Genomic DNA, 21949 nt, shown 5'->3' with positions numbered 1-21949 from the left:
TCGGCGGGAACGACAACTCGGTGGGAACGACTAGGACTCGGTGGAAACGACGACGACGACCTTGCCGGAGAGGCCGGCCGCGTTCGCGTGCACCGCGGGCAGCTCGGCGAGCGGCACCCGCTGCGCCACCTCGACCCGCAGCTCGCCGCTGCCGACCAGGGTGGCCAGGTGGGCCAGCTGCTCGGCGTCGCTGCGGACGAACAGGTCGACGCCGCGCACGCCGCGTCCCTCGTCGCTGGGCGCCGGCATCCACACGGTCGTGTTGACCAGGACACCGCCGGGGCGAACGAGCCCGACCAGCGCGGCCAGCACCGCCGGGTCGACCGGCGCGAGGTTGAGCACGAGGTCGACCGGCTCGGTCACCGCGGTCAGCACGTCGGCGGCGGTGTGGTCGACGACCTCGTCGGCGCCGGCGGCCCTGACCCGCGCGAGGCTGCGGGGACTGGCCGTCGCGACCACGTGCGCGCCGCTGAGCTTCGCCAGCTGCACGGCGTAGCCGCCGACCGCCCCGCCCGCGCCGTTGACCAGCACGCGCTGGCCGGCCTTCAGCCCACCGTGGTCGAACAGCGCCTGCCACGCGGTGAGGCCCACCAGCGGCAGCGCGGCGGCGTCCGCCAGCGGGAGGCCCTTCGGCGCCGGCGCGAGGATGCCGGCCGGCGCGATGACGTACTCCGCGGAGGCGCCGGTCCCCGTCATCGGCAGGAACCCGATGACCTCGTCGCCGACCGCGACCCCGGCCACGCCCTCACCGAGCGCGTCCACCGTGCCGGCGACGTCGAGTCCGGGCGTGTGCGGCAGCGTCACCGGGATGGGGCCCTGCATGAAGCCGGCGCGGATGTTGCCGTCGACGCCGTTGAACGACGTCGCGGCGACGCGGATCCGGACCTCGCCGGCGCCGGGGACGGGCAACTCCACGTCCTCGTAGCGGAGCACGTCCGGATCGCCGTACTGGTGGAAACGCACTGCCTTCATCGGGGCCTCGCTTCGGTAGGCTGCGCTTGAACCGCAGATGCTTCGAACTCGAAGCACGATGATCACGCTAGCGATGCTTCGAATTCGAAACAAGGGACCTGAGCCATGTCACACGCGCCGGAGTCGGTCGACCCCGTGCAGCTCGGCGCCTATTTCGCCCTCATCGAGGTGACCAGCCTGCTGCGGCACGCCATCGAGCAGCAGTTGCGCGAGGACGGCTCGATCAGCTTCGTGCAGTTCCAGATCCTGGCCCGGCTCGACCGCTGGTCGCCCGACGGCAGCCGCGGCATGACCGACCTGGCCGACAGCATCGTGTTCAGCCGCAGCGGCCTCACCTACCAGGCGGGCCTGCTCGAGAAGGCGGGTCTGGTCACCCGCACCCCCACCCCCGGCGACGAACGCGCCACCACGGTCACCATCACCGACGCCGGGCGGGCGCTGCTCGCCAAGGTCTTCCCCGGACACACCGAGGTGGTCACCCGGATGCTCTTCGACCCGCTCCCCCGCGCCGACGCGCAGACCCTCGCCGCGCTGCTGACGCCGGTGCGCGACCACATGCGCGCGACGCCGCCCCGTTCGGCGGCGCCGCGACGCCGCAAGAAGTCCCCCTGATTCGTGTCATCGAACGCCCGCGCCGGCCGGAACGTCGATCGCCGTCGCTACCGTTTCCGGCATGCGAAGATCGTTCGTCGCCGCCCTGGCACTGGCCGCCGTCGCCGTGCTCGGAAGCGGTTGCGCCACCACGGATCCCGGTGACGGCCGCGACGTCGGCGCGCGCACGCTCACGAACGACGAACTGCAGAAGTACGCCAAGGTGCGGCTCACCGCCGGCACCGTGGTCGAATCGACGCGCTACCAGGCCGGCATCGACTACCACCTGACCGCCAAGCTGCGCGTCCCGGCGGCCGAACTGCCCGCGTTCCTGACCGGCAGCGGCTTCACCGCACCGGCCGCCGGCACCCGCGCGGTGACCAACGGCGACCGCACCGGCGACGCCGCGTGGAAGCCCGACGGCGCGACGGACGTGGCCGGGCTCGACCAGACCGCCGCGCCCGTGGAGGCGGTGTACCGCAAGGTGCTCGTCGACAACGACCGGCCGGCCGAGCCGGTGGTGTACCTGGTGGCGTTCACGACGTGAGCGCAGCCCGCCGGCCCCGCTGAGCGGGGTCAGTTCACGCAGAGGCAGAACGGGTGGCCGGCCGGGTCCAGGAACACCCGGAACGACGTGCCCGGCTGGTGCGCGTGGCGGGTCGCGCCGAGGGCGAGCACGGCCGCCTCGCCGGTGTTGAGGTCGTCGACGATGACGTCGAGGTGCACCTGCTGCGGCACCCGCTGATCCGGCCACTGCGGCGGCGTGTAGTCGTCCACCTTCTGGAACGAGATGCAGTTGCCGTTGTCCGCGCGGATGTCGGCCCAGTCGTCGGACGACTCGACCTTCCAGTCCAGCAGTTCCCCGTAGAAGCGGGCGAGCGCGGCCGGATCCGGGCAGTCGATCACGAAGCTGGGGAAACGTGCGATAGCCATGCCCCGGATCGTAGGACCGGTTCCGGACGATCGACGTCCGGATCGCGGGGCTGCAAGGTTTCATCCACGCGACATCTTCCCGACCGGCGCTGACCTGCGCGGAGAACGCATCGACGGGCATCGAGCGGCCGTGCGCCGGTCCCCGGATCCGGCGGGTGCTGCCATTCTCGGGACCGGAGCGGGCCGGAGCGGGCCGGACCGGACCCCTGGGAACGAACGGGAGCGTCGATGCGCACAGCACACCTGCGGCGGACACGGTTGGTCGGCGCGCTCGCCGTCGGGTTGGCGTTCGCCGGTGCGGCCTTCGTCGCCGTGACGGCCCCGCGGGCCAGCGCCGCGACCGGCTGCACGGTCACCTACCAGCCGAACGCCTGGACCAACGGCTTCACCGCCAACGTCCGCCTGAGCGGCGGCGACCAGGCCCTCAGCGGCTGGACGCTCACCTGGACGTACCCGGGCGACGCGAAGGTGACCAACGCCTGGAACGCCACCGTCACCCAGTCCGGCACCGCCGTGACGGCCCGCGACGCCGGCTGGAACGGCACCGTGCCGGCGAACGGGACGGCCGAGTTCGGCGTGCAGGGCACGTACACCGGCACGCTCGGCGCGCCGACCGGCTTCACGCTCAACGGCGTCGCCTGCAACGGCGGCGGCACCTCGTCCCCGACGCCGTCCCAGGGAGGAAGCCCGAGCCCGTCCCAGGGAGGAAGCTTGAGCCCCTCTCCGAGCAGCCCGAGCCCCTCTCAGAGCGGTAGCCCACGCCCGTCCGGCCCCGTCGGCTGCAACGGCGCCGCCCTCTGCGACGGCTTCGAGACCCAGACCGGCACCACGCCCTCGGGCGGCTGGACCATGTCGTTCCCCAACTGCTCCGGCACCGGAACGGCCACAGTGGACACCGGCATCGCCCGCAGCGGCACGAAGTCGTTGCGCGTCAACGGCGGCGGCGGATACTGCAACCACGTGTTCGTGCAGTCCACTGTGGACCTGTCGCGGGTCGGCAGCGTCCGGTACACGCGCTTCTACGTGCGCCACACGACGGCGCTGCCGGCGACGCACACGACGTTCGCCGCGATGCGGGACAGCGCCGACGGCAACAAGGACCTGCGCATGGGCGGCCAGAACGGCGCCCTGCAGTGGAACCGCGAGTCCGACGACGCGACGCTGCCCGAACAGAGCCCGACCGGCGTCTCCCTGAGCAAACCGTTGCCCACCAACGCCTGGAACTGCGTCGAGTACACAGTGGACGGTGCCGCCGGCACGCTGCGCACCTGGCTGAACGGCACCGAGGTGACCGGCCTCGTCGTCGACGGCGTGCCCACGCACGACGTGGACAGCCAGTGGCTGGCCCGGGGCAACTGGCGGCCGGCGCTCACCGACCTGCGGCTGGGCTGGGAGAGCTACGGCAGCGACGCCGACACGCTGTGGTTCGACGACGTGGTGGTGGGCACGTCCCGGGTGGGCTGCTGACCTAGGCCGTGTGTCGAAGCGGCTGGCCGGCCTGCGGCGGACTCAGCTCGACCGACCACTTCGACACACGGCCTAGCGGGCCCTGCGACGGATGGGTCGCCGGTCGTCCTCGTGATCGGCGATCGCCTCCAGGGCCCGCGTCAGCGCCGGCAGGTCCACCCCGTCGAGGTTCTCCAGGACGATGCGCCGCACGCTCTGCAGGTGCGCCGGCCAGGCCTCCCGGAGGCGTTCGAAGCCGGCGTCGGTGAGCACCGCCTCCTGACCCCGCCCGTCGGCACCGGAACGCGCGCGGGTCACCATGTCCTGGCGGGCCAGCCGTTCGACGAGCCGGGTGAGGCCGCTGAGCGTGATCGGCACCCGCGCGGCCAGTTCGGCCATCCGCATCGAACGCCCCGGCGCCTCCGACAGCGTCATCAGCACCGTGTACTCCGACAGCGTCAGGTTGCGCCGCTGCAGCAGGTCCGCGTCCATGAGCCGGGGCAGCACGAGCACCACCCGCGCGAGGGCCCGCCACACGGCCTCCTCATCGGCCTCCAGCGGCTGGTCGAGCGGCTTTCCCGGCACGCACGACACCATACGCGGACGGTCCGCCGCGGCGGCACACACCTCGAAGTACTGGTATATCAACCACTTGTAACTTGTTTGTACAAGCACTTACGGTGTCGAGTCATGAGCTTCGAAATCCTGCACGTTCCCGCCGGCGAGGGCCTGACCAAGTGGGTCTCCGGCGACATCTACACGATGAAGGCCACCGCCAAGGACACCAACGGCGCGTTCGCGTTCATCGAGGCGATCGTGCCGCCCGACAGCGGGCCGATCGCACACGCGCACACCGCCGAGGACGAGGCGTTCTACCTGCTCGACGGCGCGCTGGAGTTCCTCGACGGGGACCGCACCTTCGTCGCCGAGGCCGGCTCGTTCCTGTTCATCCCGCGCGGGCGCCGGCACCGGTTCAAGAACATCTCCAACACGCCCGCCCGCACGCTGTTCATGTTCACGCCGGGCGGCCCCGAGGCGCTCTTCGTCGAGGGCGGCGACGAGCCGGTACCGGGTCAGCAGCCGGTCGTGTGGGACATGGACCGCGCCGCCCAGGTCGCCGACATCATCGAACGCACCGGCCTCGTCGTCCTTCCCGAAGTCTGACAAAGATCTCTATCTACGCGCGTCCGCCGGGGGCACGACCGTACGCTCCCGCGCGCACCGCTCCGGGCCGGTCCGCTTCGCGTGACCGGCCGCTCCGCTGCCGGCTCCGCGCCCAGCCACCCACCTCACCGCCGTACCGCCGCAGGCCGGCGTGATCCACGAGACAGGACCTAGTCGCGGTCGGTGCCGGTCAGGACGAAGGCGATCCCCGTCGTCGGGTCCTCCAGGACCAGGCGCAGGTGGTACATCACGTCCTCGGGCCGGCGCCAGGTGACGCAGCGCAGGCGTTCGACGAACGCGTCGACGGCGTCGCGGGCTCCGGCCGACGCGGCCAGTGCCCGCCACAGCGCGATCCGGGCGAGCGCGTGACCGGTACCGCGTCCGGCGGCCCGCTCACCCGTCGCCACCTGCACCAGATGCGGGTAGGCGTCAGCGAACCAGGCCGTCGTGCCCCTGCGGACAGGACCCCGCACCGCGTGCGCCCGGACCACCGGCGACAGCCCGTCCAGCAGCGCCACGGCCGCGTGCTCCACGGGCGGGCGTCCGGTCGCCGGCGAGACCGACGGCGGGACCAGGGGCCCGGGAAAGGCCCACATCGTCGCGCCGGTGCAGCCGTTGCGGTCGTAGGACCACATGTCCCGCTCCGGGTCCCAGCGGGCCGCCTCCCACTCCCGCAGGCGCAGCGGCGGATCGGCGTCGTCGGCGTCCTCGGCGGAGAGGTCCTCGCCGCGCAGCACGCGGGTCTGCGCGACGAGCCGCCGCACGCCGGGATCGCTCAGGTGCGGGGCGAGCGCGCACCACTCGTTCCGGCTCGCGACGACGTCCCACAGCGGCCCGATGTGCCCCCGACCGTCCGGGAAGAGCTCCGCGGCGGCCACTGCGAACGGCGGCGGTGCCTCCAGCGCCACCACGTGCGCCACGTGCCGCCGCTCCCCCGCCGCACCGGCCGGATCCGCGGCGAAGGCCAGCAGGTCGTCCCACCGGCCGTCGTCCGCGAGGACGTTCGTCAGGTGGTACACGGGCCGGAATCCAGCAGGTTCAACGCCGCGGGAACGGCCAGAATGCGCACCGGCAGCGCCGCCACCCGCTCGCCGTCGGCGTAGGTGGTGATGCCCTCCGCCGCCAGTTCCACCTCCCTCGCCCGGAACACGTGCACGAGCGGATGCGTGACGTGCGCACCCGTGGCGAGCCGGGGCTTGAGGCGGGTCAACGTCCAGCGCGACATCGGATCGGCGAGCACCACGTCGAGCAGCCCGTCCGTGGGGTCGGCGTCGGGGCAGATCCGCATCCCGCCGCCGTAGCTGCTCGTGTTGCCGACGGCGACCAGCACCGCGGGGAGTTCGTGCACGACGCCGTCGAGCGTGATCGTGTAGCGGCGCGGGCGGAGCCGGACCAGTTCGGCGAAGATCGCGATGTCGTAGCGGCTCGGGCCCCGCGGGAACCGCATGCGGTTGGCCCGCTCGTTGACGATCGAGTCGAACCCGGCCCCGAGCACCGCCCCGAACCAGGTCACCGCCCCGTCGGCGGCCGTCAGCCGGGCCAGGTCGACGGCGCGCGTGCGCCCCTCGGCGAGTGCGCGCGCGGCACCCTCGGCCGCCCGCACCGGGTCGGCTGGGAGCCCGAGCGCCTCGGCGAAGTCGTTTCCGGAGCCCGCCGGCACGACCCCGAACGGCAGTCCGGTACCGGCGACCGCCTGCAGCCCCAGGTGGACGGTGCCGTCCCCGCCGGCGACCACCAGCGCCGCGACCCCGTCCCGAACGGCCGTCCCGACGGCGGCCAGCGCGGCGGCCCGGTCGGCGGCCGACATGATCCGCACGGGACGGCCGGCGGACGAGAGCGCCACGGCGATCGCACGCAACAGCCCCGCGTGGCGCCCCCGCGCCGCGGTCGGGTTGGCCAACAGAGCGATCGGGGCGTCCGGCACGGCAGCAGGCTACCGGCCGACGCCCCGATGCGGGCGCACCCGTCAGGTGATGTCGTCGTATCGACGTTCGAGCGGCGTCGGCGCGGCGACCGGCTCCACGGGTGGCAGCGGAGCGGCGACGGCCACGGGCTCGGCGGCGAGCGATTCGGCACCGTCCGCCGGTTCGAACGACAGGGGAGAGATCTCGTCGTCGGACAGGTTGCCGAACGACTCGCCCGACTTGCGCGCACGCCGCTTGTCGTTGAGCGCGGCGAGCCCGCAGGCCCCGAAATAGAGCGCGGAGAGCGCGAGCGCCAGGAACGTCATCCCGAACGGGTCGGCGGTCGGCGTCGCCACGGCCGCGAACAGGAAGAACAGGAAGACGATGACCCGCCACCAGCTCAGCAGCTTCTTGGCACTGACCACCCCGGCCACGTTGAGCAGCAGGATCGCCAACGGGAACTCGAACGCCACCCCGAACAGCAGCATCAGCCCGGTGATGAAGTCGATGTACCCGGTCAGCTCCAGCGTCGAGGCGGTGTCGTCCGGCGCGAAGCTCAGCAGCAGCGCGAGGCCCTGCGCGACCACGACGTAGGCCAGCAGCGCACCGAGGGCGAACAGCGGCGCCGCCGCACCGGCGAAGGCGTACGCCCAGCGCCGCTCGTGCCGGTGCAACCCCGGCGCGATGAACGCCCACAGCTGGTACAGCCAGATCGGGCCGGCCACGATCAGGCCGATCCACATCGAGACCTGCAGCCGCACCTGGAGACCGGCGCCGGCCTTGAGCTGGATCAGGTGGCCGTCGCAGGTCCAGTCGGCGGGCGGCGTGCCGCCGTTCTTGTCGATCGCGATCTCGCGGACCGCCGCGCAGAACGGGTCGGTGAGCAGGTTGAGCACGAAGTCCGACAGGAACCAGCCCAGGATCATGCCCGCCACGACGCCGAGCACCGCCTTGAACAGCCGGTCACGCAGCTCGCGCAGATGCTCCATGAGAGTCATGGAGCCGTCGGCGGCCCGTTCGAACTCCTCCCGACGCCGCCGACGGACGGGAAGCAAGCCCATCGGTCAGCGGTCGCGGGCGCGGTCGATGGGGTCGACCACCGGCGGGGGCGACGGCCGCTCGTCCGCCGTCAGCGGGGCGTGACCGCGCTGGGCCTCGGCCTTGGCCGCCACGTCGTCGTCGCGCAGGCCCGCGGTCTCCGCCTTGATGATCCGCAGGGACCGGCCGAGGGAACGCGCCGCGTCGGGCAGCCGCTTGGCACCGAAGAGCAGAATGAGCACCACCACCAGGACGATGATGTGCCAGGGCTTGAGTGCGCTCATACGAGTCACCTTCACAGATCGGGTTGTCGGCGCCCATCCTACGGCGGCCCGGGAGCAGGCCGGTAGACGCCTCAGTCGTCCTTCGCGGCCGTTCGCCGCTCAACCGCCGCGGCGATGGTCTCCAGTTGCTCCTGCATCGCCTCGGTCTGGCGCTGCAGCTCGGCGATCGGCTCCTCCAACTGCTTGGCCTGGTCGGCGCGCACCAGCAGGGCCCGCTGCGCGTAGCCGAACTCCCGCAGCCCGCCCAACAGCCGCGCGGCGGCATACACCAGGATGAACAGCGCGAGAGCGATCACGCCGACCGAGAGCCACAACGTCACCGTACGACCCTATCCGAGGTCACCCGCTACGGCGCGACGTAGGCGTCCAGCGCGGCGCGTGCCTCTCCGCCGACCACCGCCACCAGGTCCGGCGGCGACAGCACCGTCACCCCGGCCCCGAGGCCGAGCACCAGCCGCCGTGCCCAGCCCAGGTCGGCGACCCGCATCGTGACGACCCAGCGGTCGGCGTCGCGGTGCACCTCCTCGCACGGGTAGTACTCGGTGATCCAGCGCGCGGAACGGTCCACCCGCAGCCGCACCAGGGGCAGGTCGGGCGTGGGGGTGAAGACGCTGTCGCGCACCTCCGCGGAACGGGCCTGCGGCGGGGGCGCCGCCGGTTCGGCCAGCTCCTCGTAGGCGTCGATCCGGTCGATCCGGAACATCCGCACCGCCTCGGCGCGGCGGCACCACGCCTCCATGTACGACTTGCCGCTCATGACCAGCACGCGCATGGGGTCGACGACGCGTTCGGTGATCTCGTCGCGGCTCGCCGTGTAGTACGTGATGCGCAGGGCCCGCCGCCGCTGTACCACCTTGCGGAACTCCTCCAGCCGGTCGGCGTTGCCCGCCATGCGCACCGCCACGGGGGCCTCCGCGAACTCGCCCGCGGCGTTCTCCAGCTTGGCCAGCGCGCGTTCGATGGCGTCGCGTTCGCCCACGCCGGGGGTCTCGGCGAGCATCCGCAGCGCCACGATCAGGGCCAGCGCCTCGTCCTGGTTGAGCCGCAGCGGCCGGTCCATGCCGGCGTCGTAGGTGATCGTCACCCGGTCGCCGTCGAACGCCATGTCGATCAGGTCGCCCGGGCCGTATCCGGGCAGGCCGCAGACCCAGAGGAGTTCGAGGTCCTCGCGCAGCTGACGGTCGGTCACGTCCAGGTCGGCCGCCGCCTCGTCGACGCTGATCCCCGGTCTGGCCAGCAGATAGGGAACGAGCGTGAGCAGCCGCCCCACCCGATCGGTCGAAGTCACGCCGGCACCTCCCTCCGGTCGGCGCCGCCGCGACCGTCCGAGGAGGACAGCGCCCCATGGTGACCGGCCCCTCCGCTACGCTCCGGACCGGTCACGCCGGCACGCCCTCGGGGCGCACGGCCGGCTCGGTCGCCGGGTGCTGGGCGGCGATCTCCCGCAGCCGCCCGATCACGCACTCGCGCACCTCGGGCGGGTCCAGCACGACCACGTCGGCGCCGTAGCCCACCAGCCACGCCGCGAACTGGTCCACGTCGGCGTAGCCGAGCACCATCCGGTCGCCGTCCGGCCCGGCGACGATCTCCTGCGCCCAGCGCCGGATCCCGTCCGCCCGCCCCGGCCGCACCAGCACGCTCGCCTGCTTGGTCCGCTCGACCGGGCCGGACCAGCGGGCGACGTGATCGATGAGGTCCACGTCCCGCGGCGGCTCGTAGGCGCCCGGGCGGCCGATCCGGCGCACCCCGCCGACGATGCGCGACAGCCGGAAACAGCGGGTCGCACCGCGGTCGAGGTCGTGCCCCACGACGTACCAGCGGCCCCGCCAGCACACCACGCCCCAGGGCTGCAGCTTGCGGGTGGCCGCCGCGTCGGCCTCCGGCGTCCGGTAGCCGAACGTCACCGCCTGCCCCGCCCGCACCGCCGAGGTCAGCGGCTCGAACGCCGGATCCACGGTCACCACGGGCTCGACCCCGAGCGTCGTCGTCGGATCGACCTCGACACCGGCGGCGCGCAGCTTCGTCAGCCCGGACGACGCGGCGGCGGCCAGGCCGGCGTTGCGCCACAGCCGCGCGGCGATCCCGATCGCGGCCGCCTCCTCGGGCTCCAGGTGGATGTCGGGCAGCGCGTACTCGCGCCGCGCGATGCGGTAGCCGGGCTCCGTGTCGAACACGCTCGCCGTGCCGGTCTCCAGGGGAACGCCCAGGTCACGCAGCTCGGCCTTGTCCCGTTCGAACTTGCGCTGGAACGCGTCGTGCTCGCGCGGATCCTCGGGATCGTGCTCGTACCCGGGCACGGTCAGCGCGATCTGCGCGGCGGTCAGGAACCGACGCGTGGCCAGGAGGCAGATCACGAGGTTGACCAGCCGTTCGGTGCGACTGCGCGACACGCCCACGACCGTAGCAGCGCCCTCCCGCGAAATGTCGGCGGTGGCGCACCCGTTAGCGTGACCGTCGTGATTCGGTGGCGCAACGGTACCGTCCTGTCACGACGTCGTCACTGGCGCGGCGCCGTGGAACTCGATGTGCGTGTCGGCGAGGACACGCTGCGTGCGCTCGCCTATCCCGCTCTGGTCGGCGAACCGGAGCCCGGCGACCGCGTGCTGCTCAACGTCAACGCGCTCGCCATGGGCCTCGGCACCGGCGGCTACGCCCTCGTCGTGGCGCTCCCCGACCGGCTGCCACCGGATCCGCCGCCCGCGCCCGGACACGCCGTGAAAGCCCGGTACACCCCGTTGCAGGCGGTGGTGCTGGCGGCCGACGAGGAGGCCTCCCCGCTGCGGGAGACCCTGGCGGCCGCGCACGACCTGGCCGGCATGCCGGTCGTCACGGCGGACCTGCACTCCGCGCTGCCCGCCGTGCTGGCCGGCGTTCTGGCCGACCGGCCAACGGCCCGCGTCGCCTACGTGATGACCGACGGCGGCGCACTGCCCGCCTGGTTCTCCAGGACGCTTGACGCCCTGGCGGGGCTGCTCGCCGGCGTGGTGACGGTGGGTCAGGCGTTCGGCGGGGACCTGGAGGCGACCAACCTGCACGGCGGGCTGTTGGCGGCCCGGCACGGCCTGGCGGCGGACGTGGCGATCGTCGCCCAGGGCCCCGGCAACCTCGGAACGGGCACCGAGTGGGGCTTCTCCGGAGTCGCCTGCGGCGAGGCCGTCAACGCCGCGGCCGTGCTCGGCGGCCGGCCGGTCGGCTCCCTGCGCATCTCCGACGCCGACCCCCGGCCCAGGCACCGCGGCATCTCGCACCACAGCCTCACGGCCTACGGCCGCGTCGCACTGGCCCCGGCCGACCTCGTCATCCCCGCCGACGCCGGCCCCGAGGTGCGCGCGGCCCTGTCCCGCCTCAGCCGGCACACTGTGGTGGAGGTGGATCCCGTCGGCCTGGACGCCGCGCTGCGCGCCCTGCCGGTGAAGCTGTCCACGATGGGCCGCGACCTGGACGCCGACTACGCCTACTTCGTGGCCGCCGCCGCCGCCGGCCGCCACGCCGCCGCCCTCAAGTAGTGGGGCGTTACGCAGGCCAAAACGCGTCTTTGACATGCGTAACGCCCCAGTACTTGGGGACGCGGGCGTGGAGCGCAGCGACCCGGCGGGAGCAGCGGTAGTGCCCCCGACGGACCGTCGCAAAAACCCTAAGAAAAAATGATCACCGCGGCCCAGGCGCCCACGAACGCCACCAGGACCACCGCCAACACCCAGGTGGGCACCTTGTGCCCGCCTTCGCGGTTGCGACGGACCTCCTCCACGATCTTGTCCCGACGGCGCAGCAACCACCCCGGCTTGGGCAACTACATGCTCGCGATCAGCCGGTCGACCCGCTCGTCGTAGGCCCGGAACGGGTCCTTGCAGAGCACGGTCCGCTGCGCCTGGTCGTTGAGCTTGAGGTGCACCCAGTCGACGGTGAAGTCGCGGCGCCGCTCCTGGGCGTGCCGGATGAACTCGCCGCGCAGCCGCGCCCGGGTGGTCTGCGGCGGGGTCTCCTTCGCCTCGAAGATCTCGATGTCGGAGGCGACCCGGTCGATCTTGTTCTTGCGTTCGAGCAGGCCGTAGAGGCCGCGGCCGCGGCGCAGGTCGTGGTAGGCGAGGTCCATCTGGGCGATCCGCGGGTGCGACAGCGGCAGGTCGTGCTTGCGCTGGTAGCCCTCGATGACGCGGAGCTTGGTGACCCAGTCGATCTCGCGGTCGACGGAGGTCAGATCGCCGGACTCGACCGCGGCCAGCACCCGGCCCCACAGGTCCAGCACGCGCTTGGTGACCTGGTCGGCCCCGCGGCGCTCGCAGAACTCCATCGCCTTGGCGTAGTACTCCTGCTGGATCTCCAGCGCGGAGGCCTCCTTGCCGCTGGCCAGGCGCACCTTGCGGCGGCCGGTGACGTCGTGGCTGACCTCCCGGATCGCGCGGATGGGATTTTCCAGCGTGAGGTCGCGCATCGCGACGCCGGCCTCGATCATGCGCAGCACGATGTCGGCGCTGCCGACCTTGAGGAGGGTGGTGACCTCGTTCATGTTGGAGTCGCCGACGATGACGTGCAGCCGGCGGTAGCGCTCCGCGTCCGCGTGCGGCTCGTCGCGCGTGTTGATGATCGGGCGGGAACGGGTCGTCGCCGACGACACGCCCTCCCAGATGTGCTCGGCCCGCTGGGACAGGCAGTAGACCGCGCCGCGCGGGGTGCTGAGCACCTTGCCCGCGCCGCAGATCAACTGCCGCGTGACCAGGAACGGAATGAGAATGTCGGCCAGCCGCCCGAACTCCCCGTGGCGGGACACGAGGTAGTTCTCGTGGCAGCCGTAGGAGTTGCCGGCGGAGTCGGTGTTGTTCTTGAACAGGTAGATCTCGCCGGCGATCCCCTCGTCGTGCAGCCGCTTCTCCGCGTCGACGAGCAGCCCCTCGAGGATCCGCTCACCGGCACGGTCGTGCACCACGAGGTCCGCGACGTTGTCGCACTCCGGCGTCGCGTACTCCGGATGGGAGCCCACGTCGAGGTAGAGCCGGGCCCCGTTACGAAGGAAGACGTTGCTCGAACGCCCCCACGACACCACTCGACGGAACAGGTAACGCGCCACCTCGTCCGGCGACAGCCGCCGCTGCCCCCGGTAGGTGCACGTCACCCCGTACTCGGTCTCAAGGCCGAAAATGCGCCGGTCCATGACCGAACATTAGCCGTAACGAGACTTCGATGGCCGGTTCAACTACGGGTGTTTTCCGCTTCTCGCAAAGAATCCACGTACGCGCGGCAGGTTTCGACCTCCGGAAGCAGCCCGTCGGCGCCCATTTGCGCGAACGACGGCGCCGCCGCGTCCCGCGCCGAGAGCACCGGATCGGTGGCCGGCCAGGCGATGGCGAGGTCCGGGTCGAGGGGGTGCACGGCGCGTTCACGCTGCGGGTTGTACGTCGTCGAGCAGAGGTACGTGAGCGTCGCGTCGTCGGTCAGCGCGCAGAAGCCGTGACCCAGCCCCTCGCCGATGTACACCGCGCGGCGGTCGGTGTCGTCGAGCCGCACACCCTCCCACCGCCCGAACGTCGGCGATCCGACCCGCAGGTCCACGATCACGTCGAGGACGGCGCCCCGGGGGCAGAAGATGTACTTCCCCTGCCCGGGCGGCACGTCCGCGAAGTGGATGCCGCGCACCACGCCCGCCGCCGACACGGAGACGTTGGCCTGGGCGAGGTCGAGCCGGTGGCCCACGGCGTCGGCGAGCAGGTCCCCGCGGTACCACTCGGCGAACAGCCCACGCGGGTCGCCGTGCAGCACGGGAGTGACCTCGTACGCGCCCTCGATCGACAGCGGCCGGATCTTCACGGCTTGCGCGCCACGGTCACGAACTCGTTGTACGTGAAGACCTTGCCGGCCGCCCGCGGGAACGGGAACGAGTACTGCTTGTCGACCGTGAGCCCCAGGTCGGTGGCCATCTTCGCGACCTCCGGGTGGCCGCAGAAGCGCACGTGCGTGGCGTCGGTCTTGTAGCCGCGTTCCTGCGGGGTGATGAAGACGACCCGACCGCCGTGCTTGAGATAGGGCAGGTACATGCCCACGATCTCCTTGGCCTGCTCCTCCGGCGCGTGCTCGACGACGTGCGCGACCAGGATCGAGTCGAACCGGCCCTCGACCGCGTACTCGGAGGCGAGAAAGTCGTCGATGGTGAACGCCGTGAAGCCGGCCGCCCGCGCCTCCGCGATCGAGGCGGCGTTGTGGTCGACGCCGACGCCGTTGCCGTCGAGGTGACCGAGGTTGCGGCCGAGCCCGCAGCCGACGTCGAGGGTGAAGCCGAGGTCGAGGCGGCGCACGTTCCACCGGTAGGGGGCCTGCACGTTGAGCGCCTTTTTCCAGCCGGCTCCGGTGACCCGCTGCAACCGTTGGGTGTAGTCGGCGCCCTCGGTGGTGGGGCCGGGGGTGGACGACGCGTCAGTCACGAAAGCTCCTCGGTCGAGGCAGACCATTCCAAGAGGTTCAACAGGTAGTCACCGTAGCCGCTCTTGCGCAGCGGCTCCGCGAGGGTCCGCAGCTGATCGTCGGAAAGCCGACCGGCGCGCCAGGCGGCCTCCTCGATACAGCCGATCTTGAAGCTCTGGCGTTCCTCGATCACGCGCACGAACTCCGCCGCCTGCACCAGCGACGCGAACGTGCCGGTGTCCAGCCAGGCCGTCCCGCGGTCCAGGACGGTCACGTGCAGCCGGTCCTGCTGCAGGTAGGCGTCGTTGACGGCGGTGATCTCCAGTTCGCCGCGGGCGCTGGGCTTGAGACCGCGGGCGATCTCCACCACCCCCGAGTCGTAGAAGTACAGGCCCGGGACCGCATAGCGCGATCGCGGGCGTTCCGGCTTCTCCTCGATCGAGACGACTTTGCCGGAACCGTCGAACTCCACCACGCCGTAGCTCTGCGGATCGGCGACCGGGTAGGCGAAGACCCGCCCACCCGACGGATCGGCGTGTTCACGTAACGTGTCGCCGAGGCCGACGCCGTAGAAGATGTTGTCGCCCAGGATGAGCGCGACCGACTCGTCGCCGATGAAGTCCGCGCCGATGATGAAGGCCTGCGCGATGCCGTCCGGGCGTTCCTGGGCGGCGTACTCGATGCGCAGGCCGAGCTCGCTCCCGTCGCCCAGCAGCCGGCGGAACTGCGGCTGGTCGTCCGGCGTGGTGATCACGAGGATCTCGTGCACCCCGGCATTGATGAGCGTCGACAGCGGGTAGTAGACCATCGGCTTGTCGAAGACCGGCATCAGCTGCTTCGATACCGCCCGGGTGATGGGCCACAGACGCGACCCGGTGCCCCCGGCGAGAAGGATCCCACGCACCCGGGGAGCCTAGCCGCTCACGGGGTCGGCCGCGCAGACCGTCCCCGGTTGTCCGAACGGTGCCCGGGCCTCGACCGGCCGTACCGCGCGGTCGCGTACCGCCGCTGCACTAGACTCCCCGCCTTGTGAGAATCCTCGTCACCGGCGGCGCCGGGTTCATCGGCTCGCAGTACGTCCGCACGCTGCTCACGGGTGGCTACCCGGGCTACGCGGGCAGCCGCGTGACGGTGCTGGACAAGCTGACCTACTCGGGCAACCGCGCCAACCTGGATCCGGTCGCCGCGGACCCGGCCCTGACGTTCGTCGAGGGCGACATCTGCGACGCCGCCCTGGTGGACGAGCTGATGCCCGGCCACGACGCGGTCGTGCACTTCGCCGCCGAGACCCACGTGGACCGCTCGATCCGGGGCGCGTCGGAGTTCGTCACCACCAACGTCCTGGGCACCCAGACGCTGCTCGACGCCGCCCTGCGCGCCGGCGTGGGCCGCTTCCTGCACGTCTCCACCGACGAGGTGTACGGCTCCATCGCCGAGGGGTCGTGGACCGAGGACTGGCCCCTCGCGCCGAACTCCCCCTACGCGGCCGCGAAGGCCGGTTCGGACCTCCTGGCGCTCGCGTACCACCGCACGCACAAGCTGGACGTGGTGGTCACCCGCTGTTCGAACAACTACGGGCCCTACCAGTTCCCCGAAAAGGTCATCCCGCTCTTCGTCACCAACCTCCTGGACGGCGGGACGGTCCCCCTCTACGGCGACGGCGGCAACATCCGCGACTGGCTGCACGTCGCCGACCACTGCGTCGGCATCCAGCTGGCGCTGGAGAAGGGCCGCTCCGGCGAGGTCTACCACATCGGCGGCGGCGCCGAGCTGACCAACCGGGAGCTGACCGAGGAGCTGCTGCGGGCCACCGGGCGCGACTGGTCCGCCGTGCGCATGGTCGAGGACCGCAAGGGGCACGACCGTCGCTACTCGCTCTCCATCGACAAGATTTCGGACGAACTGGGATACGCGCCCGCGGTCGGCTTCGCCGAGGGGATCGCCGCGACGGTCGCCTGGTACCGGGACAACCGTTCCTGGTGGGAACCGCTGAAGGCGAAGGCCGCGCTCTGATGTCCTGGTTGGTCACGGGGGCCGGCGGGCAGCTCGGCACCGACATGTGCGCAGTGCTGGACGACGCCGGGGTCAAGTACACCGCGCTGCGCCGCGCCGACCTCGACATCACCGACCCGGAGGCGGTCCGGAACGCCGTCGCCGGCCACGAGATCGTTCTCAACGCCGCCGCGTGGACCGATGTCGACGGCGCCGAGGCCGACGAGGCGGCCGCCACGGCGGTGAACGGCGACGGCGTGCGCCACCTGGCCGCCGCCTGCGCCGCCGCGGACGCGCGCCTGCTGCACATCTCGACCGACTACGTCTTCCCCGGCGACGCCACCGCCCCGTACACCGAGGACGCCCCGACCGGTCCGATCAACGCCTACGGCCGCAGCAAGCTCGCCGGCGAGCGGGCCGTGCTCGAGTTGCACCCGCGTGAGGGCTTCGTGATCCGCACGGCCTGGCTGTACGGCGCGCACGGCCCCAACTTCGTGCGCACCATGCTGCGCCTGGCGGCCGAACGGGAGTTCGTCGACGTGGTGGACGACCAGCGCGGCCAGCCGACCTGGTCGTACATGCTGGCGACGTGGCTGTACCACCTCGGGACCTCGGGCGACGCCGGGCCCGGTGTCTACCACGGCACGTGCACCGGCGAGACGACCTGGTACGGGCTGGCCCGGGCGGTCTTCGCGGGCGCCGGCCTGGATCCCGAACGGGTGCGCCCGACCACGAGCGCCGCCTATGTGCGCCCGGCACCGCGCCCGTCCTACTCGGTGCTGCGGGACACCCGCTATCGCGGCGCGGGCATCGCACCGATGCCGCCCTGGGACGTCGCGCTCGAAAAGGCCCTTCCGGCTCTGCTCGCGGCTCGCTGAGCGCGACTACTCTGTCGAACGTGAGCCAGCCTTACATGGGGCCCCAGATGCCCTACAACAGCATGCAGTGCCCGCGGTGCCGGGCACCGATGCGTTCGTATCCGCGCAGCGGCGTGCAGATCGAGCGCTGCGACCAGTGCCGCGGCATCTTCCTCGACGAGGGCGAGCTGGAGACGCTCCAGCGCAACGAGATGGCGCAGTGGCAGGGCGGAGCGCCGCCGCCGGGCTACGGCGGTTACGGCCCGCAGGGTGGCTACCCGCCCCCCGGCGGCTACAACCAGCAGTACAACCCGTACGGCGGCGGCGCGGTGTGGCAGTCGACCGATCCCAACAACCCGCCGCCCGGGGCGGACCCGTACGGCGGGCGTTGAGGCCTAACGCTTGGTGAAGTAGCGGGCAGTGATGTGCTTGCTGACGGCGGTACCCAGCTTCGCGCCCTGCACGTCGGCGGAGCGGAAGTGGATGCCGCCCCAGACGCGGGCCGAGACCAGTTCGTCCAGCGCCTGGGAGAAGCTGCCGAAGTGTCGGGTCGTCCCGGACGCGATGCTGTACGCGTGGAACGCCACGCGATCACGGCCGAAGAAGAACCTGTAGGTCGTCATCTGTGCCGCGGTGGCGCAGGCGTGTCCGGACGGATGATCCGGGAACGGCGGCGTCACCAGGAGCGGCGTCCATTCGGGATCGGCCTCGGTGCGCGGGTTGCCGTCGGTGCCGGCCTCCCGGACGGCGGTGACCGGGCGCCAGAAGCCCCACCGCCGCTTGTCGTCGTAGCAGGCGATCGACTGGTCGGCGGTGACGGTGTCGGTCAGCGCGAACAGGCGCGCCGTCTGCAGGACGTCCAGCCGCTGCGTCTCGGCGAGCTGGCGTTTGATCTCCCACAGGGTCACGTTGCGGTCGTGCCACCAGATCGCGGCCTCGGTCTGGTCCTGGGTGCGCACCGTGCTGTTCGCCGAACCGACCTGCTTGACCTCGTTGAAGTCGCGGGCATAGGCGCGGCTGGTGAGGGCGGGCGGGCCATCGGTGCGGAACATCGCGGCGTTCGGCACCAGGAACGGCCGGGCCGATCCGATCCACGCGCCGGTCGAGGCGAACGTGGGCGGCGTGGGCCGCCACTGCCCCGGCTCGGTGCCGAGGCGCCATTGCTCGTTCCCCTCGAACCCGTCGTCGCGCCGCGCGGCGATCATGGCGTCGGCCGTCCGGGAACCGATCTCGACGCCACCGCGCTTGGCGGGCCCGTCCGGGACGGCGGCGAGATCCTGGTCGTACTGCGCGCGCAGGCGTTCGGCCTGGGCCGGGAAGATGTCGTCCAGCACCCGGTAGGCCGCGGTGGCGACGGCCGCGTCGGTCGACTCCCGCCCGGTCGCCCGCGGCGCGACGAGGAGCGGCTTGTACGGCGTGCCGGCGATGGCGTTGACGGCGTCGTAGACGGCGCCGCTGACCATGGCGAAGCTGCGCCCCTGGAACCAGGGCAACTGCTGACCGATGTCCCAGACCGCGGTCTGGGTGTTGAGGTCCCACCGGATCACCGCGTTGGTGGTGGCGGCCGGCTCGGTCGGTGCGGCCCGCACGGCGGATGCCATGGCCATCGGCGACAGCGCCGCGAGAAGGACGGCGATGCTCACCGTCGTCTGACGTTTCATGGAGCCCCCTTCAGATCGATCCGCTGTATTGATCAGCATGATCGGCTGGAGGCGACCGTAATTCTTGATCCTTAGCGCAGTATTAATCTGCATGATCGGCCGGAAACGACCACAGCGCGGTGCGGAACGGGTCAGACGTCGCGTTTGCGGAGCAGTGCCATCACGATGACCAGCACCGCGCGGCCCAGGTACACCGTGGACTTGAACGGGTTGGCGCTCGCCACGCCACCGGCCCGCGGCCGCATCGTGACCGGCACCTGCACCACCCGGTAGCCGCCCCGCGCCACGTGCGCGAGCGTGTCGATCGTGTCGCCGAGGTACTCCACCGGATACCACGTCGCGTACACGTCGATCAGCGGGCGGGCGACCACCCGCAGCCCGGAGGTCGTGTCGGTCAGCTTGTGCTTGGCCACCCGGCTCAGCACCCCGGACAGCAGCGACATCGCCCACCGGCGCGGCCCGCGGGCCTGGTAGTCGCCCTCGCCGGCGAAGCGCGCACCGATCACCAGGTCGGCCGAGTCCAGGGCGGCCACCAGCGCCGGCACGTAGCGCGGGTCGTGCTGCCCGTCGGAGTCGAACTGCACCGCCACGTCGTAGCCGTGTTCGCGGGCGTACTTGTAGCCGAGTCGACGGGCCCCGCCGACACCGAGGTTGTACGGGAGCTTCGCCACCTTCGCGCCGGCCTCGGCGGCCAGTTGCGCCGTCTTGTCCGTGGAACCGTCGTCGACCACGAGGATGTCGACCGTCGGCAGCACCTCGCGGATCTCCCCGATGACGTTGCCGATCGAGTCGGCCTCGTTCCACGCGGGGAGGATCATCAGGATCCGCTGCGTCGTCACCGTTCGACCTGGCCCTTCTCGTCGAGCCGGGTGCGGATCAACGCGATCTCCTCGGCCAGCGTGCGGGTCTCCTCCTCGAGCCGGCTCATCTCCCAGCTCAGGTGGATGCAGACCAGCAGCAGGAAGACGAAGCCGCCGAAGAGGGCGAGGCTCACGCCGGAGGCGACGCCGAGGGCGTGCGCGATCGGGTCGGAGATCCGGGGGAACAGCGCCAGCGGCACGACGGCCACCAGCACCACGATCCACAGGGCCGCGTACTTCTCCCGGATCTGCCGGCGACGCAGCAGCTCCAGAATGAACAGAAGGATCACCACGCCGACGGCGGCGGTGAAGACGGTGAGGCTCATCGTTGGGGAATCGTAGTCACCGTCCCGGGGGTACCGTCACCCCCGGTCGGTCGCCACATCAGGCCGAGCAGCGCGAGCACCCCACAAACCCCCAAAATCACTGGTGGGAACGTCCCGAGCGGCGGCTCCCAGTCCCCGCCGAACGGGTTCACGTGCGGCGGGTCGGCCAGCCCGGCCTGCCACCGGCCCATCCCCAGGAAAAGGGTGAGCAGGTGCACGGGGAGCAGTACGCCGGCCGCGGTGCGCACCAGTGCGCGCGCATGGTCGTCGACGGGCGACATGACCGACACGGCGAGCAACGGCAGCCCGACGAGCGTCGGCATCATGTAACGGCCCTGGCTGATGAACCCCAGCTTCTGCACGCTGGTCGCCACGAGCACCGAGGTCACTCCCATCGTGACGACGAAGAGCCCGACCGTGCGCACCCGGTGCGCCCGGTCCCCGGCGAGAAACCCGGCCAGCAGCAGGTAGCCGAGCACCATCCACCAGGCCAGGTACGCCAGCGCGGGCAGCTTCAGCTCCAGCCAGCCCAGTTGGCCGACCATCTCCTGGAAGAGGCGTTCCCAGCGCTCGAAGAAGTCCATCCGCATCGCGGTGGGCACGTCGACGTCGATCCCGGAACCGGCCGCGCCGAGCTGGTTGGTCTTCTGGCGCACGATCCACACGGTGTGCAGCAGGGCCGCCACCGCCGTCACGGCGAGCCACCAGCGCAGCGGGCGCCGCTTCCACAGTTCCCGCAGAGGGAAGCGGGGGAAGGCGACCAGCGCGACCGCCACCGCGAGCCAGAAGGGCCCGAGCGCCCGGAGGCTCGCCAGGGTGACCGCCGAGATCCCCGCCGTGTGGACGAACAGCGGGTCGACGCGGCCCAGGCGCAGCAGCGGGATCAGCGCGGCGAACAACGCGATCCCGGCGGCGATCTCCGGGGCGGTCGGGTTGAGCGCCCCGCCGAACATCGCCACCAGCGGCGTGAACCCGACCAGGACGGCGGCCGCCCCGATCCGGCTCCACCGGGCCGCGCACGCGAACGCCAGCGCCACGAACCCGGCCACCGCCGCCCCGCTCAGCAGCCGGGCCAGCAGCAGGCCGGTCCAGTCCGGCCACAGCGCCAGCGGCCAGCCCACCGCCACGTAGTAGCCCGGGTGGTAGCGCGCGGCGCGGGTGGCGACCCAGATCTTCGTCTCGTTGCCGCCGATGTCCTTCGCGCAGGCGGCGGAGACCCGGTTGAGCTTCCAGCAGTTGTTGCGCACCAGGCTGTCCGGGACCCGGGTGAGGCCGCCGGTGCCGTCGATCGCCGGCTCGGGGCGCGGGGCGATCTGTCCGCCCATGATGCCGGCGGCCCGATAGATGTGCTGCTGCTCGTCGGGCGTGCCGTCGTAGGGGGCGGCGAGCGCCCAGGCGGCATTGAGCAGGAAGCACCCCACGAACGCGACGAGCCACGCCCGCCCGAGGAGTGCGACGAACCGGCGACGGACGGGCACGAGGCAAGACCATAGCGGAGCACGGATTCGCCATCGGTAGGATGCCGACC

27 protein-coding genes are annotated in these 21949 nt (G+C 71.8%); 8 read left to right on the top strand and 19 right to left on the bottom strand.

Annotated elements, in window-relative coordinates:
* Window positions 1-30: 30 nt before the first annotated feature.
* Window positions 31-972: an NADP-dependent oxidoreductase gene (locus Val02_RS17935; RefSeq protein WP_203900234.1), complete on the bottom strand. Its 942-nt coding sequence runs from the start codon at window positions 970-972 to the stop codon at window positions 31-33.
* Window positions 973-1077: 105 nt separating this feature from the next.
* Between Val02_RS17935 and Val02_RS17930 the strand changes: the two genes are divergently transcribed.
* Window positions 1078-1584, top strand: coding sequence for a MarR family winged helix-turn-helix transcriptional regulator (locus tag Val02_RS17930; protein ID WP_203900233.1), 507 nt, complete (start codon window positions 1078-1080; stop codon window positions 1582-1584).
* 61 nt (window positions 1585-1645) lie between these two features.
* A complete protein-coding gene (locus tag Val02_RS17925) occupies window positions 1646-2110 on the top strand; it encodes a hypothetical protein (protein ID WP_203900232.1) in 465 nt (154 codons plus the stop codon).
* Window positions 2111-2139: 29 nt separating this feature from the next.
* On the opposite strand, the gene Val02_RS17920 is transcribed toward Val02_RS17925, so the two are convergent.
* Window positions 2140-2496: a VOC family protein gene (locus Val02_RS17920; RefSeq protein WP_203900231.1), complete on the bottom strand. Its 357-nt coding sequence runs from the start codon at window positions 2494-2496 to the stop codon at window positions 2140-2142.
* Window positions 2497-2724: 228 nt separating this feature from the next.
* On the opposite strand from Val02_RS17920, the gene Val02_RS17915 reads away from it, so the two are divergent.
* A complete protein-coding gene (locus Val02_RS17915) occupies window positions 2725-3963 on the top strand; it encodes a cellulose binding domain-containing protein (protein WP_203900230.1) in 1239 nt (412 codons plus the stop codon).
* A 72-nt stretch (window positions 3964-4035) separates the two neighbouring features.
* Here the strand turns inward: Val02_RS17915 and Val02_RS17910 are convergent, their stop codons facing one another.
* On the bottom strand, window positions 4036-4527 hold the full coding sequence (locus Val02_RS17910) for a MarR family winged helix-turn-helix transcriptional regulator (RefSeq protein WP_239153121.1): 492 nt from the start codon (window positions 4525-4527) through the stop codon (window positions 4036-4038).
* 105 nt (window positions 4528-4632) lie between these two features.
* Here Val02_RS17910 and Val02_RS17905 point away from each other — a divergent pair, with 105 nt between their 5' ends.
* The gene (locus tag Val02_RS17905) at window positions 4633-5106 is read left to right on the top strand and encodes a cupin domain-containing protein (protein ID WP_203900228.1); all 474 of its coding nucleotides are present in this window, start codon (window positions 4633-4635) and stop codon (window positions 5104-5106) included.
* Between the two features lie 170 nt (window positions 5107-5276).
* On the opposite strand, the gene Val02_RS17900 is transcribed toward Val02_RS17905, so the two are convergent.
* The 7 genes from Val02_RS17900 to Val02_RS17870 form a co-directional block, all read right to left on the bottom strand.
* Window positions 5277-6125, bottom strand: a complete 849-nt coding sequence (locus tag Val02_RS17900; RefSeq protein ID WP_203900227.1) for a hypothetical protein — start codon at window positions 6123-6125, stop codon at window positions 5277-5279.
* Window positions 6113-7030: a YegS/Rv2252/BmrU family lipid kinase gene (locus Val02_RS17895; protein WP_203900226.1), complete on the bottom strand. Its 918-nt coding sequence runs from the start codon at window positions 7028-7030 to the stop codon at window positions 6113-6115. The genes Val02_RS17900 and Val02_RS17895 overlap by 13 nt, the downstream gene beginning before the upstream one ends.
* Before the next feature lie 42 nt (window positions 7031-7072).
* The gene (gene tatC / locus Val02_RS17890) at window positions 7073-8008 is read right to left on the bottom strand and encodes a twin-arginine translocase subunit TatC (protein WP_203900403.1); all 936 of its coding nucleotides are present in this window, start codon (window positions 8006-8008) and stop codon (window positions 7073-7075) included.
* Between the two features lie 66 nt (window positions 8009-8074).
* Window positions 8075-8332 (bottom strand): Sec-independent protein translocase subunit TatA, encoded by a 258-nt coding sequence (tatA, locus tag Val02_RS17885; RefSeq protein ID WP_203900225.1) that lies wholly within the window; start codon window positions 8330-8332, stop codon window positions 8075-8077.
* A gap of 71 nt (window positions 8333-8403) precedes the next feature.
* A complete protein-coding gene (locus Val02_RS17880; protein ID WP_203900224.1) occupies window positions 8404-8652 on the bottom strand; it encodes a hypothetical protein in 249 nt (82 codons plus the stop codon).
* A 26-nt stretch (window positions 8653-8678) separates the two neighbouring features.
* Window positions 8679-9620: a helix-turn-helix transcriptional regulator gene (locus Val02_RS17875; protein ID WP_203900223.1), complete on the bottom strand. Its 942-nt coding sequence runs from the start codon at window positions 9618-9620 to the stop codon at window positions 8679-8681.
* A gap of 91 nt (window positions 9621-9711) precedes the next feature.
* Window positions 9712-10722: a helix-turn-helix transcriptional regulator gene (locus tag Val02_RS17870; RefSeq protein WP_203900222.1), complete on the bottom strand. Its 1011-nt coding sequence runs from the start codon at window positions 10720-10722 to the stop codon at window positions 9712-9714.
* 66 nt (window positions 10723-10788) lie between these two features.
* Here Val02_RS17870 and Val02_RS17865 point away from each other — a divergent pair, with 66 nt between their 5' ends.
* Entirely contained in the window at window positions 10789-11838 is a 1050-nt protein-coding gene (locus Val02_RS17865; RefSeq protein WP_203900221.1) for a DUF3866 family protein, read from the top strand.
* A 128-nt stretch (window positions 11839-11966) separates the two neighbouring features.
* Here Val02_RS17865 and Val02_RS17860 read toward each other — a convergent pair whose 3' ends face one another.
* From Val02_RS17860 to rfbA, 5 genes are read right to left on the bottom strand one after another with little or no spacing between them, the layout of a single operon-like run.
* Complete coding sequence (locus Val02_RS17860) at window positions 11967-12122, bottom strand: hypothetical protein (RefSeq protein WP_203900220.1); 156 nt, start codon at window positions 12120-12122, stop codon at window positions 11967-11969.
* Window positions 12123-13481 carry a Pup--protein ligase gene (gene pafA / locus Val02_RS17855; RefSeq protein ID WP_203900219.1) on the bottom strand — a complete coding sequence of 453 codons (1359 nt, stop codon included), beginning with the start codon at window positions 13479-13481 and terminating at the stop codon, window positions 12123-12125.
* A gap of 38 nt (window positions 13482-13519) precedes the next feature.
* The gene (locus Val02_RS17850; RefSeq protein WP_203900218.1) at window positions 13520-14134 is read right to left on the bottom strand and encodes a dTDP-4-dehydrorhamnose 3,5-epimerase family protein; all 615 of its coding nucleotides are present in this window, start codon (window positions 14132-14134) and stop codon (window positions 13520-13522) included.
* A complete protein-coding gene (locus tag Val02_RS17845; protein WP_239153119.1) occupies window positions 14131-14745 on the bottom strand; it encodes a class I SAM-dependent methyltransferase in 615 nt (204 codons plus the stop codon). Before Val02_RS17845 ends, Val02_RS17850 begins: the two co-directional genes overlap by 4 nt.
* Window positions 14742-15629, bottom strand: a complete 888-nt coding sequence (gene rfbA / locus Val02_RS17840) for a glucose-1-phosphate thymidylyltransferase RfbA (protein ID WP_203900216.1) — start codon at window positions 15627-15629, stop codon at window positions 14742-14744. Before rfbA ends, Val02_RS17845 begins: the two co-directional genes overlap by 4 nt.
* A gap of 125 nt (window positions 15630-15754) precedes the next feature.
* On the opposite strand from rfbA, the gene rfbB reads away from it, so the two are divergent.
* The 3 genes from rfbB to Val02_RS17825 are packed head-to-tail and all read left to right on the top strand — an operon-like array spanning window position 15755 to window position 17966.
* Window positions 15755-16738: a dTDP-glucose 4,6-dehydratase gene (gene rfbB / locus Val02_RS17835; protein ID WP_203900215.1), complete on the top strand. Its 984-nt coding sequence runs from the start codon at window positions 15755-15757 to the stop codon at window positions 16736-16738.
* A complete protein-coding gene (gene rfbD, locus Val02_RS17830; protein ID WP_203900214.1) occupies window positions 16738-17595 on the top strand; it encodes a dTDP-4-dehydrorhamnose reductase in 858 nt (285 codons plus the stop codon). Before rfbB ends, rfbD begins: the two co-directional genes overlap by 1 nt.
* Window positions 17596-17615: 20 nt before the next feature.
* Window positions 17616-17966: a TFIIB-type zinc ribbon-containing protein gene (locus tag Val02_RS17825; RefSeq protein WP_373317909.1), complete on the top strand. Its 351-nt coding sequence runs from the start codon at window positions 17616-17618 to the stop codon at window positions 17964-17966.
* 3 nt (window positions 17967-17969) lie between these two features.
* Here Val02_RS17825 and Val02_RS17820 read toward each other — a convergent pair whose 3' ends face one another.
* From Val02_RS17820 to Val02_RS17805, 4 genes are all read right to left on the bottom strand, one after another.
* The gene (locus Val02_RS17820) at window positions 17970-19235 is read right to left on the bottom strand and encodes a vanadium-dependent haloperoxidase (RefSeq protein WP_239153117.1); all 1266 of its coding nucleotides are present in this window, start codon (window positions 19233-19235) and stop codon (window positions 17970-17972) included.
* A gap of 131 nt (window positions 19236-19366) precedes the next feature.
* The gene (locus Val02_RS17815; RefSeq protein ID WP_239153115.1) at window positions 19367-20074 is read right to left on the bottom strand and encodes a glycosyltransferase family 2 protein; all 708 of its coding nucleotides are present in this window, start codon (window positions 20072-20074) and stop codon (window positions 19367-19369) included.
* The gene (locus tag Val02_RS17810; RefSeq protein ID WP_203900213.1) at window positions 20071-20421 is read right to left on the bottom strand and encodes a DUF2304 domain-containing protein; all 351 of its coding nucleotides are present in this window, start codon (window positions 20419-20421) and stop codon (window positions 20071-20073) included. The genes Val02_RS17815 and Val02_RS17810 overlap by 4 nt, the downstream gene beginning before the upstream one ends.
* Window positions 20418-21899, bottom strand: a complete 1482-nt coding sequence (locus Val02_RS17805) for a DUF2142 domain-containing protein (protein WP_203900212.1) — start codon at window positions 21897-21899, stop codon at window positions 20418-20420. Before Val02_RS17805 ends, Val02_RS17810 begins: the two co-directional genes overlap by 4 nt.
* Window positions 21900-21949: the final 50 nt, after the last annotated feature.

The sequence above is a fragment of the Virgisporangium aliadipatigenens genome (genome assembly GCF_016863615.1).
GTDB classification, from domain to species: Bacteria; Actinomycetota; Actinomycetes; order Mycobacteriales; family Micromonosporaceae; genus Virgisporangium; species Virgisporangium aliadipatigenens.
This window is presented reverse-complemented; position numbering and strand designations above follow the sequence as displayed.